We start from the raw sequence: 13,784 nt of genomic DNA, 5'->3' as shown, positions 1-13,784 counted from the left end.
TTCGTTCCCGGTGCTTGAGCGCCTCAGGTAGACGAAGTCGCAAAGCCTGTGGGTCAGGTCCTGCTGATTGTCAGGTTTCTCCTGACCCACCTTCACTTCAGCCTGACTGTGACACGGAGAGCACCCTCCCCACATCTGGACAAACGGTTTTCGCACGGAGGCGATCATGTTGAGGGAAGAACTCGAAAGCGGGCTTGCGCCGTCAAGTCAGACGCGATCGCTCAAACCGGCACAGGAAGCGCCGCCTGCCCGCCGATCAAGCAACGATCTGATCCGTCGGCTATCATCTTCATCACGCAGCCTGCTGATTGAACGTTGCAGCGAGGTACGCCTGACCCCGAGACAAATGTTGCAAGAGCGGAATCTCCCGCTAAAGTATGCCTACTTCCTCGAAGACGGCGCAGCCTCCTTGACCGCCAGGGCCGGAGATTGCCTTCCAGTTGAAATCCAGACCATCGGAGCCAAGGACTTCATCGGCATTGCTTTGATCCTTGGAATGCGTGTCTCCTCTCACCGGTGCATCGTTCAGGTTCCGGGCAGAGCGCTGCAAATAGAAGCTGATGCACTGATTGAACTGGTGAGGACACGCACCGAAATCGAAAAATTGCTGTTGCGCTATGTTCAGGCTACTCTGATCCAAAGCTCGCAACTTGCAGCGTGCAACTCACGACACAGCTTGCAACAGCGGCTGGCTCGGTGGCTGTTGGTTGCACAGGACAAGTTAGCCTCTGACGAAATCCCGCTCACGCATCGATGCATGGCGCAGGCACTCGGAGTACGGCGCGCTGGCATCACAGCAACCATGGGCGAAATGGAAGGGCGAGGCATCGTCATGCAACGCCGTGCTCACATCGAGGTTGTGGATAAGGCGCGCCTGAAGGAGATGTCCTGCAACTGCTATCGTGTGATCTTGTCTGCCCATGAGAACTCCCTAAGTGCGACCGATACGCGAGAGATTTGTTCGTAATTGCAAGCTGGTCACACTGCGGCGGCGGCACTCCAGAGCGAATCTGTCTCCGGTGCCTTGACCGAAGCAGCCAAGCCGTCAGTGTGGATGCCTGTCACCTCAAAGCAGTTCTCTGAATCAAGCTGTGTTCGAAGTCACGAGTTCAGCTGAGCCATGGGTACATCGATCGTCACTTTTAGCCCGCTATTCCCCCAACTGCGTGTCAGGGATCCCCTCAAGGCAATGATGCTTTTCGCTGCGAGATGAGATCCGAAACCGCTGGTCTTTGGTTCACCCGTAAGCAGCGGGCCGCCACTCTCTTTCCACGTCAGGCGAACGCGATCACCTTCCTGCCAAACGACGTCGAGCCTTCCCCCGGGCAATGAGAACGCGCCGTATTTGGCGGCATTTGTGGCGAGTTCATGGAAGATGAGTGCGAGCACGTTGGCTGCGTTCGGGCCGATCGGGATGTCAGCACCTTCCAGCCAACTCGTGTGTCCTGAGTACGGTAGGAGTATAGTCTTAAGAAGACCCTTTAGAGTTGAGCGCGGCGCGTTTCGTTCATCCGAAGGAGTGCGCATTGTGTCATGCGCCGCTGAAAGCGCCTGCAACGTGCCGGCCATGGCTTGCGCTAACTCTTGAGCCGTACTTTCGCGATGCGCCGCCATATTTAGCAGCGACTGAACAACGGATAGTACGTTCTTCATTCGGTGCGACATTTCCCTAACAAGCATTTCCTGACGCTCGAGCGCCGCCGCCAATTTTCGGTCGTGGTCGGCCAGCCGGAGTGCCAAGCCTGCAAACGACGCCATCTCGGTTGCGATCTGGGCATGGTTAGCGTCGAAATGACCTTCATCTTTAGAGACAAGCCACAAGGTTCCAAGCGGCTCGTCTGCACCCCTGTAGAGAGGAACGAGCAGACATTCAGGCAAGGAGACGTTCGCGTCCTGAAGCCACTGGTAGACGCGCTCGGGCCTCTGCACCAAAATGGGCTTCCTCTGATCAAGGGTAACGCCACAGGGGCTGTAGAACCTTGGCGTCACCGCGCCATTGAACTGCTGCAGGTCCCCGCGAAGGTGATGCCATCTGAAAATGCCAGGTGCAGGCTCAGTCTCATAAAGGCTCATGCCGCCAGACACCGCTTCGCACTGATCCATAGCCGTATCAACGAGAACGGGGAGCAGTTGCTGCGGATTGTCAATCATAGCGCGGGCGAGATCCCGCATGGGCAGCCGCTCCTGAAAAAGTCGCGGACGCACCGCACCCCTGAGGGCAAGCTGATCAGTGATGAAAACGGATGCGACTTCGGGCTGCATTGCCTTGTACCCCGCTAAGCGTCTACCAACCGATCACTGAAGACAGCCTACTATTTTGATAACCAGAAACATCAGTCCGGAAAAATACGGAAAAAGGGATCAAAGGGAAACATCGTCGCCTCTCCGGCTAGGGCTCGTAGAACGTAGAGCATAGAACGAGCACAGCCTCTTGGCACGTTTCCTCAGGAGGAGCTATCGTGTCGGGCAAGCTGGCCCACGCCGCGGGTCTCGGCTTTGTCATGCGACGGGTCCCTCTTGCTCGGCGATTCGGTCAAACGGCACGGTGAGCAATACCCGTTGCCGCCCGTTCCTTGGCCATTGTCCACTTGGATGGTCCTGTCAGGATCTGCACCATGATGGTCCCGTCGTCCGGCTTCGCTTCGCGGGCGACCAGGACACCGCCCTGGCCTGAAGCAGGACAGGGCCCGTGTGGCTGCGGGGCAAGACTACGAATGTTGCGGGTGTACTTCTGATCATCGTCGGGCTGCTGGTCGCAACCGGCCGTACTTGTTCGCGCTTCGGCAGCAGCCAGATGGCCGACTCTTCCGCCAAGACACTGGTCGGCCCATCCTACTTGGCTTGGAGGTTCTCGTTGCCGCTGACATCATTAGAACAGTCGCAGTCACTCCGACGCCAACGAGTGTGGCCGTACTTGCTGGCGTTATGCTGATTAGAACCTTCCTGAGCTTCAGTTTGGAGGTCGCACCTGAAGCCCCCTTCCGTGGCAGGAAAGGACCGAGAGGGGCGCGCGCCAAGCACCAGCCGGGCCCTCCGCCGCCGGGAGGGCTAACACAGCCGCGTCGCGAAGATCAGTTAATCGCCGCCAGCGGATAGCCGGACGCGAGGCGTGGCACTTTCTTGCAGAAACTTGAACTCGATTCGTCGCCGCACAAGCGGTTAGCTGCGGCGCCAACCTGCACTATACTGCGGAGCCGCTAATACCCTATAGTCGTGACTAACACGTCAGTTCTAGGTTCTAACCCAAAGCAAGGAAGCGAGAATACCAAGGCTCATCAAAACCGAAAATCCGATAAGCCACCATGCACTACCGAGGCCAGACCTGCGCTGTCGCTCCGCGCCAGGCCAAGCCCTCACCTCTTGCGCAGCAGCTAGGCGAACCTGAGCTGCACTATCCGGCGATCCGCCTGCTTCGTCGTCTGTCCCGAGCGGAGCCGCCGCAGGATCCGTGGCGTCGACCTTCTCCCGGCTCCCCCCTGATCAATCGCGATACGCAACTGGTCGGTCGTCTCAATAGGTACATTCGCGTCGAGCACAGAACGGCGTGGTGGTGACGCAGCGGATGCATGGTTACTATGGACACTCGAAGCCATCAATGGGCCTTCCTTCGCCGCATGAATCTCACGTTTCCGTTGGCTCACCGTATGCCCGACAATCTCTGTTAAACTCTGATGCGTCATTCGAGCCAGCGTCTACTCGGGCTCGAGCGACTCGTCGGACTGGATCACTGGTTCTTTGGCTTTGGAGTTCGCTTCCGGAAAGGGGGGACCTAGCTGATCCGCTTCTTGCCGGCGGCGCGCGACTTGCCCGCTCACGTTCTCGTTGAGCCTGGCGATCCTATCTGCTCGCGTCATCTGCTTCGCCTTTTTCTGTTGCGGGGTTGTTTGTTTCGTCGCCATTTCAAAGAACTCGCCAACGCTGTCGTTTCACGGCAACCCGCCTTCGCTCTCTCCTCCCAAAAAGCCTCCCGTCGGGAAAGGTTCGAGTGACGGAGTAGCGGGTTCGATACGGTCTTGTGCCTTCCGCTTATGGGCACGGTCTCCAAAGCAGCATCGCGTTGATCTCGGTTGCCGCAGCCCGCCGCCTTAGCTCCTGTTTTTCAGCCCGGCAAAGCGAAAGAGACCACCTGATCACTCACCTTCGGCAAAAGGATCGAATTGCCGCCCACCACAAATGTTACGTATTCTTTCCCGTTGTAGTTATAGATGGCCGGCATGGCGACAGCCGGCGCATCGACCAGGTTACTCCACAATTCCGTACCCGATTTCAGGTCCAAAGCGCGCACCCGCGAATCCATCGATGCGCCTATGAAGATCAGGCCTGATTGGGTAATCGCGGGTGCTCCGATCGTCACGGAGCCCCAGGATTTCGGCATGTAGAACCCGTATTTCTGCACTTGCCCAAAAGGCTCATTCCACAGACGCTTACCCGATTTCAGATCATAAGCTGCGATCATGCCATAAGGCGGATTCCAGCACGGCATACCGGCCCAGTTGAGGAAGGTCTCCAGTTTGAAGCCGTATGGAGACCCCTCCTGAGCGTAGTAGCCTGAGCTTTCGCCATTTTGCGCCTGTTGCTTGAAATCTTCGCGCTTGATCAGCCGATAGATCTGCACGACGCTGCTGGAGTTCACGACGAACACGCCCGTGCGCGGATCGATGGCGCCGCCGCCCCATTCGGTCCCGCCCGTTGTCGGAGGATATGTGATCGTGCCCTGCAGACTGGGAGGCGTAAAGCGACCGTCGTAACGCAGCTTCTTGGCTTCCCGGCTGCAACTGCCGAAGCCGATCCAGTCGGCGAGCGGAAACACGCCCGGCCATTTGTCGGGTATCGTGGGAGCTGGCGTCGCCACATACGGCTGTGTTGGCGAAGCCTCTTCGCCCGGGACGTCAGATTTCGGCGCCGGTCGTTCTTCGATAGGATAGATCGGCTCCCCGGTCTCGCGATTGAGGACGAACAAGAAGCCTTGCTTTGTCGTCTGCACTAGCGCAGGGACCTTCTTTCCGTCCTTCTCCAGGTCGACCAAGGTGGGCGCTGCGTTGGTATCGAGGTCCCAAATGTCGTGGTGCACGAGCTGCCGGCTCCAGACCATCTTGCCTGTCTCCGCATCGAGTGCCGTTACGGAGGTTGCCAGCGGGATCTTCTCCTTCCGATCCCCTCCGTAGAAGTTGGGGCTCGGGGAGCTCACCGGGATGTAAAGGAGTCCCCTTTCGGCGTCGATCGAGATTGATGCCCAGACGTTTGAGGTCCCACTGTGCTGAGCAATGGTGGGGTCGAGCGCGTGAAAGGTCCATTTCAATTTTCCGGTGCGGGCGTCGAGCGCAAATACGGTACCCGGGGGAGCCTGCTCGTCAGCCCAGTCCTTGCCTGCCCAGCCGAGATAGAGTGTGTCATGATAAACGGTCGGCGGCTGCAGAAGCGATAGCGGCCATTTCGCATTCACGGTGTTCCACTGGTTGACATCGACCATGCCATGCTGACCGAAATCGCTGCAAGACTTGCCGGTGTCGGCGTCGACGGCGTAGAGCTTGGCGTCCATCGTGCCGATGTAGACAATCTTCTGGCACTCCATTCCACCTTGCACATTCTCGGCCTGCCAGTAGGCTACGCCGCGGTTCTTCAGGTCCGGCTGCGTCAGCGCTTTGAGCACCGCGTGGGGGTCGAACTTCCATTTCTCTTTTCCGGTACCCGGATCGAGCGCTACGATCCGGTAGAACGGAGTGCCGACATACAGGGTTTTGTTGACAAACAGCGGCGTCGCGGACCAAACGCTCATTGGCTTCTCGCCAGTACCATCAGAGACGTCGCCCGTGTGGTATTCCCAGGCCTTCCGTAAGCCCTTAACGTTCTCGGGCGTGATCTGGTCGGCCGTCGAAAACTTCTGTGCGTTGAGGTCACCGTTGAATGTCGCCCACGTGTTCCGCGCGTTCATCCACTTGTCAGGTCCCTTGCGTGAGGGCTGTACCTGAGCAGTCGCCTCGGAGGAGCCTTCCTCTCCTCTCGGCAGTCGGTTGGCAGAGCCATTTGTTGCAACTCCATCCTGGCCGACAGACAATGGTTCGCCTGCAGTCTGCGCCGGGCCCTTTGATTGTCCGAATGCGAGGGAGGGGGCCGCAAGGAGCAGGAGGCACGCTGCCAAAGAGAACGAAATTCCGTGGGTTGTACTCATCTGTTGCTCCTTGAAGAGGCGAGTAAAAAATTATTCTGGCTCGGATTTGAGAGAATGTAGACAATCCATCCGACGAGCCCGAGTGCCATGGATCCGACGAGGATTGGCGTCTCCAGGAAGTAGGCGGCAAATGCGGTGCCGAGGAGATCGAACAAGACGAGGACGGCAAGAACGACCCTTAGCCATTTGCGTTTGTGTTGATAAAGCGCGAGGAACAGAGACGCCGCGGCGAGAAGGAGCGTGGTGACCAGCACGAGATAGGCTCCGCCGGAATGGGCGATTCCATTGCCCTGATCAAAAGTGGCGATCCCTGCCACGATGCAGCCAGCTAGAGAACTAGAGAGCAGCACCCAAAGCCCATAACTCGTGGGCCGAGCCGATGTTCTAACCATTCGTTTCCTCACGTTTCTCTTCTGTGGTCGCAGCCGGCCGAGGACGGAAGCGTCCAGTTTCAAATCGGCATTCGGTAGCCGTAGAATTCATGATCCTCGTTGTAACCGCCCTGTCCGGCGCCGAGATCGCTAAACTCGCGTACGAACTCTATGGCTTCGATCCATTTGACCATCTTGAAGCCCAGTTCGTTCTCACACCGGAGCCGCAGCGGCGCGCCGTGCAGCACACTGAGCGCATGACCGTTCATTTCGTAGGCCAGGATTGTCAGGCGGTGACGCATGTTGAACATCTCGTGGACGTCGTAGTAGCGGCCTCCGTCAGAGCCGTCCGCGAGCGAGTAGAAGACGGCGTAGCGAGCCTCTGGAAAGGGCTTCACCGCATCAAGGATATCGCTCATGCGCACGCCGCCCCACTCGGCCACGCCCGACCATCCTTGGATGCAGAAATGGGTGGTGATCTGTTTCTGCTTCGGCATCCGCTTGAGATCGGCCAGCGAGAATTCCCGGCTAGTCTCCACTAGCCCGCCGACCCGCAAGCGATAGTCGCGAAACTTGCCTTCGAGCAGACGTTCGTATTCGGCGGAGTTGGGCATAGTGCCGTTCGGCCAGAAATGCGGCGATATGTCAGATTTGCGCAACTCCGCGGTCGGTGCCCACCACTCCGCGACGGCCTTTATCCAGCCGACCATTAGACGCCCTGTCTTTTGCACCAGACGGGCGTGCTTGACCGTGAACGGCGAAGCGGCCCACCAAGCCAAGCCCACCAAAATGAGCGCCAGCAGGAACAGCGGAAATCCGACCCAGTGCTGGCTCTTCACCCCAGCGAACATGTGGTTGGTATTTTCCCGCAACCCAGTGATAAAAACCATTATCCCGTGCGCGAGGATGAAGAAGACAAACCAGGTGAATGAGATAAAATGTATCGAGCGGGCGACCTGCCGGTTGAGCACGGTCCCGAGCAAGCCTAGACGGTTGGAAATCGCAGGAGCCTGCAGGAGTCCTGTCGCAATGGAAACCGGCGCCGCTATGAAGACCGTCACGAAGTAGCTGAGCTGCTGCAGACCATTATAGCGGGTCCAGCTGGATTCCGTCGGAAAGTTCAGGGAGGCGTACTGGATGGCGGTCGAGAGGGCGTTCGGGAAGACGTCCCACGTCAGGGGCACAAGTCTCAGCCACTGATCCGTGGAGAACAGCATGATGTAGAAGACGACGCCGTTCAGCACCCAAAGAAGATCAACAGAGAAGTGCCACCACCTGGCGAGGCCAATGGTGTGGCGCAGCCCGGGAATGCCGAGCCAGCCCGGAAGGCTCACCGCATCGTCCTTTGCGGTCCAGATACGATCCTTGGGTACGGGGTGCTGAAACCGGAACCACTCTGTACCTGGCGTACAATCCCTGTTCCAATACAGGCGAGGATGATCGGCCAGTATCTGGATGCCCGCCCTCATGATCAACATCATGAAGAGCATGTTCAAGAAATGCTGGAGCTGGAGCCACCATGGAAAACCAGTATCGACGGAGGGTGCGTTTTGCGCGATTCCTGGATACCGTCTGATGAAGTCTTGGACGGTTGAGAGCTCTCGAAGATTTTGCGCCAAGGCTATCAGGAGGACTAATGCTGCAGCGCCGAGTGGGATGACCCACAAAACGTTGAACCATCGATTCCCGAGCCGGATGTGCGGAACGATGCCCTCACGGGGTGGCGTCCATTTCGAAAGCACGATCCGATCATCCGCCGAGCTCAACGTGTCGTTGATTGCTCCATCCCGCGCATGTTTGATTTCGACAGAGTCGTGCATTCTGCCTCTCGTCGCTCTGACGGCCCGCTCTGCGGATCTCGAACGCGAAGTGTTCTAGGGAGCTGCGTGCGTGGGAGCTCGCACCACAGTTTCGCGGCAGCGACAACAGCGGTACCTAACAACATGAACGCAGGATCTTGCGTTCCGACTTATCGCTGTGCATTGTGCGGTAACGGACCAACCAAAGACTGCCGCCGGGGTTCAGCTCAGAACCCTTCTCTCTGGCTATCGTCTTAGCTCCTGCCGCCGCGCTTTGGCCTCTCTGGACCCGCACAGGCTGCTCGGCACCCTTTGCTGCGTCTTCAAGCATGGCGATTTAACCACAGTGCGGTCGTGCCCGTTTAGGGTGGGTCGCTGCGCGAGGGCTAGTAACAGGCACTCGATCGCATACGCCAACGCTCATCAGTCGGGTACCACGACAACAGCTTCACTCGGCTATCCGGGCGTAGATTTTCTTTGCGATCACCTTCAGGGCGCGCCTCTTTTGCTCCTCCGACAACGCCGCATTGTTTTTGATTAATGGACAGAACAAGCCGATCATGAAGTTTGTCAGCGCAGCGTCGGTCGCGTGAGGATAGCGGCTCTTCAGCCCATAAAGGATGGTAGGTATTGCTCGCCCCCCCCTGCGCGGCAATGAGCTTAGAATAAGATCTGATCTCCGTTTGGGTTTGAGGTATTGCCAACTCCGAGTGGTTCGGATGAGGTGTGGGGCACTCCAGGGCTTTGGCTCGTTCCGAGCTCACTAACACAACGGACGCAGCAATTATCCCGGCCGCTACATTTCCGATTCGCTTAGTGGACACGGCATCTTCTCCAACGACGACTTATGAGCTCTCAACGAAGAGCCGCGTGCGAGCCTGCCAGAGTTCCGCACTGACAGACTCCTGAAACGCCACGTCTCTCGCACGTATCGCTATCGAGCCCCTCGGTTTGAACGTGTTCGTCGAACCTACGGATCGGCTTCGCCCGCCGTGGCGCTCCCTGACGAGAGCTAGAGAAGCACCTCACCTGCCGCGAAGGCTAAGACCAGGAATATCAAGAAAACCGCGACGGCCGCGAAAAATAGCCACTTGGCGATCGCAGATGCGCCAGCGGCGATTCCACTGAAGCCCAAGAATCCGGCCACAATTGACACTAGAAAAAATATCAACGCCCACTTCAGCATGCCACGCTCCTACTGGCTTCGTCACAGACAGGTATGCCAATTCCGTGACTGATAGATCGAGGCCGACGGTTCGCAAAGCGCTGTCGGCCTACCCCGCGACAATCGCCATGAGTTTTTGGCGTTCCGATCAAAACGCCTGCCACGGTACACGGTGGGTGCGCTAACGTACTCCTGACTAGCACTGCATTTGAGCAATTGCCTGGCCGAGAACTCCGCGCCACAATGAGATATGCCTTGGCCTCACGTTGGTGCAGGACTGTCACTGGTCGTCGCGGTGATCGAGCCGCGGCCGAGTCGTTTGCGCAAAGTTTGTCCGCTTCCGCAACGGCCGGGAGCTCGCTTCGTAGCTGAAGCTCGTTTTGCAGCTCAAGAGCTGCACTCAGCCGCCACCAGCGACTGCAGCCAGCACTGAGGTACACATCCGTACCGAGTGTCTCTGCAACGGCACCGCCGCTCGCGCATTTCCGTTGATGGAATGCAGCAAGGAGCAGAGCGCATGAAGACTTGTTATCACTCGAATAAATGGTGCGGCGCGGCCGCCGTGCTGGCTCTGGCGGTCCCGATTGGAGCCGCGCAGGCAGCGCCGATGCAGGCAGCGCCGATGATAACGGCGAGTGGAGCAGCCAAAAACGATGCCAATCTGGTGAAGGTTCAATGGAGGCATGACCGCCGCCATGGTTTGCACCATTGGCGGGACGGATACCGGCACCGCTATGGTCGGGGCTGGGGTCCAGCCGTAGGCGGCTTTGTGGCAGGTGCGGCGATTGGAAGCGCCCTCGCCAATAGCCGGGCGCAAGCCGCTGAGAACAACACGTATTGTTCCCAGCGGTACAAATCGTACGACCCGAGCTCCGGGACCTACATGGGCTACGACGGCATCAGGCACCCGTGTCCCTAGGCCGGAGGTGTCCCGCGGCACCCGGCCGTCCGGCATGTCAAAGATCCGAAACTGAGCAAAAGGAGATCTACCTATGAAGGCAACCTCATTCTTGGCTGCGGCATTTCTTGTTGGCGTATCATCCGTTGCAGTGGCGCAAAACGCACCGCGAGCTGCCGGCTCTGCGGATCATGGCGCTGTGCAGAACTCGCCTCCCAACCAGTCGGTGGACCACCGCGCCGATGGTGGCACCACCAACAACAAGGGAACAAACAAGGCCGACGCGATCCAGTCCGACAGCAGTGAGGCGGGCGTTCGGCAGCAGATGGTCAACGACTTGCAGCAGGCCGGTTTCTCCGACGTAAAGGTACGGCCGCAGTCATTCCTGGTGGAGGCTAGAGATCGGTCAGGAAATCCGGTGACGATGTTCGTTGGCCCCAACACTTTCGCCGAGGTGAAAACGATCGGGGCGAATGCGCAGAAGAACTCCTCAAACGCAAACTCATCCAGCGGCAGCGCCAACGCGACTTCGGATCGCCCGGGCGGAGCCTTCACGTCGGTGCCTCCCAAGGACGGCCTGAGCTCGCAGTTGATGGGTCTGCAGGTGTACAACAACTCGAAACAGGACATTGGCACGATCAAGGATGTTGCGCTGAATGAAAACGGCATCGACGGCTATATTCTTTCCGTGGGAGGGTTCCTGGGCATCGGTGACCACTACGTTGCAGTGCGACCTTCGGCGATCAATTTGAAGTTCGATCATGCGGCCAAGAAGTGGACCGCTACGATGGACACGACGGCCGACCAGTTGAAGTCGGCGCCTGAGTTCAAGTACCCAAGCAACGGGTAATTGTGTGAGGTGGAGCGGTTCAGCGGAACCGCTCCACCTTCCGGCTGTTGCTTCCAAGTGGATTCGGTCTTGCCGGCTCGATTATGCTTGCCCGCGCTGAACAATTGCTGGCTGATCTGGGCGAGACATTCTGGCTGCTGCCCATGCTCCTGGTGCTTCGCAGCCTGAGCGGCGCCTTCGCTCTCGTTCACATCGACCGGAGCAATGTCTCGCTCGCAGATCTGCAGGGTTGGCTGTACGATGGCGGCGCGACGGGCGCGCGTACCCTGCTCGGCACAGTCGCCGGCGCGACGATCGGCGTCGCGGGAACGGTGTTCTCTATTACCATCGCCGCCTTGTCTCTCGCTGCTGGTCAGGTGGGGCCGCGGCTCCTGCGCAATCTCATCCGCGATCGCGGCAATCAAGCCACGCTCGGGATGCTGCTCGGCACATTCTGCTATACCCTCGTGGTGCTGAGAAGCATCCGGACGGAGGCCGAGGGCGGCTTCGTCCCTCATCTATCAATGAGCGTTCGAATTCTGCTCGCTTTGGCTTGTGTGGCGATGCTCGTGTATTTCGTCGGTCACGTTGCCGGCCGGATCAACGTGGAAACTGTCATCGAACTCGTCAGTGAAGACCTCGGCGGCGCTATGCGCCAGCTAACCGTCAAGGATCCGCAGCCGAAACCTCCTCCGGGCGAGTACTGGACCGGCTCCCTGCCCCTGAAGGACTCGCGGCGCGGTTATCTGCAACATCTTGACGAAGAGGGCCTCGCCACCTGGGCGGCCAAGCATAGAGTTACCATTCGGCTGTTGATCGGCCCCGGCGACTATGTTTTCCCGGGGGCGACCGTCGCTCTGGTTAACCCTCCCGTCGACGGTGCCGAAGCGGCTATCCGGGATGCGACGGCGCTCGGCGCAACAAGCAGCATTGCTTCCGATCTGCGCTTTGCCGTTCGCCAACTTGTCGAAGTCGCGGTGAGGGCTCTTTCCCCCGGCATCAATGATCCGCACACCGCCCTCTCGGTCCTGGATCGACTGGGCGCGGCGTTGTGCGATCTTGTGCCCCTGCATCTGCCATCAGGAGTGTCGATCCGAGGAAGTCAGCCGGTCCTGGTGGTGCCGCATGTGCAATACGATCAATTGCTCGGGACGATGTTCCATATGATCCGGCAAAGCGCAGGCGCACAACCTGCAGTGTCGATCCGGATGATCGAGGTGATGACCCAGGTCGCAAGCTGCGAGCGCGATCCCGCCCGGCTATCGGCGCTCTCCAGCCACGCCGACCTTGTCCTTGCGGACGCTCATCGCCTGATTGACGCTCGCAGCGATAGGGAGGATGTCGAAGGCCGATATCAGCTGTTTACTCTGATGGTCCGGGCAGGTCCGATGGGGCGATTCACCGAAGAGATCTTGCCTCTGCCGGATGATGATGCGCCAAAGCTTAACGCTGAGTCAGCCGCCTTCCGATCTCGGCGTTGAGCTCGGCGCCCGCCAGGATGAAGTAGGCTGCGACCCAGAGCCATGTCGTCAACACGGCAACTGCGCCGAGCGATCCGTAAGTCTTTTGGTAGGCTGCGAACGTGTTCACGTACGTTGAGAATGCATAAGAACCGGCAATCAATCCGGTAGTAGCGAGGAGCCCGCCGGCCGAAGCAAGGTCCCATGTCGGCTTCGACCTGTTGGGTGCGCAGCGGTAGAGCAGAGCGACAATCGCGATGATCATGCACACGAGCAGCGGCCAGCGTATCAACATTGCCGTAGTCCGCCACCCGGCTGGAATTGGGAGGTAGCTGAGCAGGAGGGGAATCAACGCTATTCGGATCACGGCGCCGCCTGCGAGGATGATCAACGCCACGGTCAGCGGCAGAGCGACGGCATTGAAGACAACAAGCCCACGCTCCTCGGAAACCGCGTAAGTCACGTTCAAGGCGGTCATGAGCGTCCCGGTGGCGTAACGCGCACTCCAAATCGAGATCCCTACACTGACCATCAGCCCGAGGCCGAAGGGAGGATGCGTGCCTTGCTCGAGCACTTTCAATCATTCTGAAATGAGCGCAGTCGCCTCACCTGGCAGGATGATCTGGAGCGCATTGAGCTTTCGCACGATATCGTTGGGGTCGGCAAGGAGACCGTAGACTGACACCAGCGCGGCAATCGCGGGGAAAATCGAGAGAAAGGAATAGAAGGCGACGGCGGCAGACAAGATCGAAATGTTGTGATCGTCCAGCCTGGCCCAAACGGCGGCCGCGACGGAGATGAGCCTGCGCACAAGTCCGGGGCCACCGGCGCTTACCACCTCGACGTTGCAATTTGCCTTTCCGTTCAGGTTGATCCCGTAGCCAGCTTTCACGAAAGCACACAAAACCCCTCAGCTGCTGCTGGCGTTCCACGCCATCGTCGAGAGATGAATGGCCATCTCAACGGGCGCTGAGGGCCGCTCGAGGAAATGAATTTGCCGGGCCGAGAGAGCACCGCCCTCCGAAAGCGTACCCGCAAGTTTGGGAACCACAGCCTCGGACGCACTTTGGATCTGGAGCAACGCATTAAAGTC

Annotated in this window: 11 protein-coding genes and 1 pseudogene; 5 read left to right on the top strand and 7 right to left on the bottom strand. The window is 58.7% G+C overall.

Going from position 1 to position 13,784, the window contains the following annotated elements:
* Positions 1 to 166: 166 nt before the first annotated feature.
* Entirely contained in the window at positions 167 to 967 is an 801-nt protein-coding gene (locus ACFQX9_RS28315; protein ID WP_231189973.1) for a Crp/Fnr family transcriptional regulator, read from the top strand.
* Between the two features lie 134 nt (positions 968 to 1,101).
* On the opposite strand, the gene ACFQX9_RS28310 is transcribed toward ACFQX9_RS28315, so the two are convergent.
* On the bottom strand, positions 1,102 to 2,262 hold the full coding sequence (locus tag ACFQX9_RS28310; protein WP_377791175.1) for a sensor histidine kinase: 1,161 nt from the start codon (positions 2,260 to 2,262) through the stop codon (positions 1,102 to 1,104).
* A 429-nt stretch (positions 2,263 to 2,691) separates the two neighbouring features.
* Between ACFQX9_RS28310 and ACFQX9_RS28305 the strand changes: the two genes are divergently transcribed.
* Positions 2,692 to 3,096: a DUF1622 domain-containing protein gene (locus ACFQX9_RS28305; RefSeq protein ID WP_311979605.1), complete on the top strand. Its 405-nt coding sequence runs from the start codon at positions 2,692 to 2,694 to the stop codon at positions 3,094 to 3,096.
* A 596-nt stretch (positions 3,097 to 3,692) separates the two neighbouring features.
* On the opposite strand, the gene ACFQX9_RS28300 is transcribed toward ACFQX9_RS28305, so the two are convergent.
* From ACFQX9_RS28300 to ACFQX9_RS28280, 5 genes are all read right to left on the bottom strand, one after another.
* Positions 3,693 to 3,899: a hypothetical protein gene (locus tag ACFQX9_RS28300; RefSeq protein WP_204512643.1), complete on the bottom strand. Its 207-nt coding sequence runs from the start codon at positions 3,897 to 3,899 to the stop codon at positions 3,693 to 3,695.
* Positions 3,900 to 4,099: 200 nt separating this feature from the next.
* Positions 4,100 to 5,932: a PQQ-binding-like beta-propeller repeat protein gene (locus ACFQX9_RS28295; protein WP_231189956.1), complete on the bottom strand. Its 1,833-nt coding sequence runs from the start codon at positions 5,930 to 5,932 to the stop codon at positions 4,100 to 4,102.
* A gap of 233 nt (positions 5,933 to 6,165) precedes the next feature.
* Positions 6,166 to 6,486: a hypothetical protein gene (locus ACFQX9_RS28290; protein WP_204512645.1), complete on the bottom strand. Its 321-nt coding sequence runs from the start codon at positions 6,484 to 6,486 to the stop codon at positions 6,166 to 6,168.
* Positions 6,487 to 6,620: 134 nt separating this feature from the next.
* A complete protein-coding gene (locus tag ACFQX9_RS28285) occupies positions 6,621 to 8,360 on the bottom strand; it encodes a molybdopterin-dependent oxidoreductase (RefSeq protein ID WP_204512646.1) in 1,740 nt (579 codons plus the stop codon).
* Between the two features lie 991 nt (positions 8,361 to 9,351).
* Positions 9,352 to 9,525 carry a DUF1328 domain-containing protein gene (locus ACFQX9_RS28280; protein ID WP_204512647.1) on the bottom strand — a complete coding sequence of 58 codons (174 nt, stop codon included), beginning with the start codon at positions 9,523 to 9,525 and terminating at the stop codon, positions 9,352 to 9,354.
* Between the two features lie 475 nt (positions 9,526 to 10,000).
* Between ACFQX9_RS28280 and ACFQX9_RS28275 the strand changes: the two genes are divergently transcribed.
* The 3 genes from ACFQX9_RS28275 (at position 10,001) to ACFQX9_RS28265 (ending at position 12,712) form a co-directional block, all read left to right on the top strand.
* Positions 10,001 to 10,423 carry a BA14K family protein gene (locus tag ACFQX9_RS28275; protein ID WP_377791174.1) on the top strand — a complete coding sequence of 141 codons (423 nt, stop codon included), beginning with the start codon at positions 10,001 to 10,003 and terminating at the stop codon, positions 10,421 to 10,423.
* Between the two features lie 73 nt (positions 10,424 to 10,496).
* Positions 10,497 to 11,252, top strand: a complete 756-nt coding sequence (locus ACFQX9_RS28270; RefSeq protein WP_204512648.1) for a PRC-barrel domain-containing protein — start codon at positions 10,497 to 10,499, stop codon at positions 11,250 to 11,252.
* 83 nt (positions 11,253 to 11,335) lie between these two features.
* Positions 11,336 to 12,712, top strand: coding sequence for a DUF2254 domain-containing protein (locus ACFQX9_RS28265; protein ID WP_204512649.1), 1,377 nt, complete (start codon positions 11,336 to 11,338; stop codon positions 12,710 to 12,712).
* Here the strand turns inward: ACFQX9_RS28265 and ACFQX9_RS28260 are convergent.
* Positions 12,675 to 13,502, bottom strand: a pseudogene (locus ACFQX9_RS28260) (YihY/virulence factor BrkB family protein). The gene ACFQX9_RS28265 and the pseudogene ACFQX9_RS28260 sit on opposite strands and share 38 nt — an antisense overlap.
* Positions 13,503 to 13,784: the final 282 nt, after the last annotated feature.

This window comes from Bradyrhizobium sp. GCM10028915 (assembly GCF_042666195.1).
GTDB lineage: Bacteria > Pseudomonadota > Alphaproteobacteria > Rhizobiales > Xanthobacteraceae > Bradyrhizobium > Bradyrhizobium canariense_D.
This window is presented reverse-complemented; position numbering and strand designations above follow the sequence as displayed.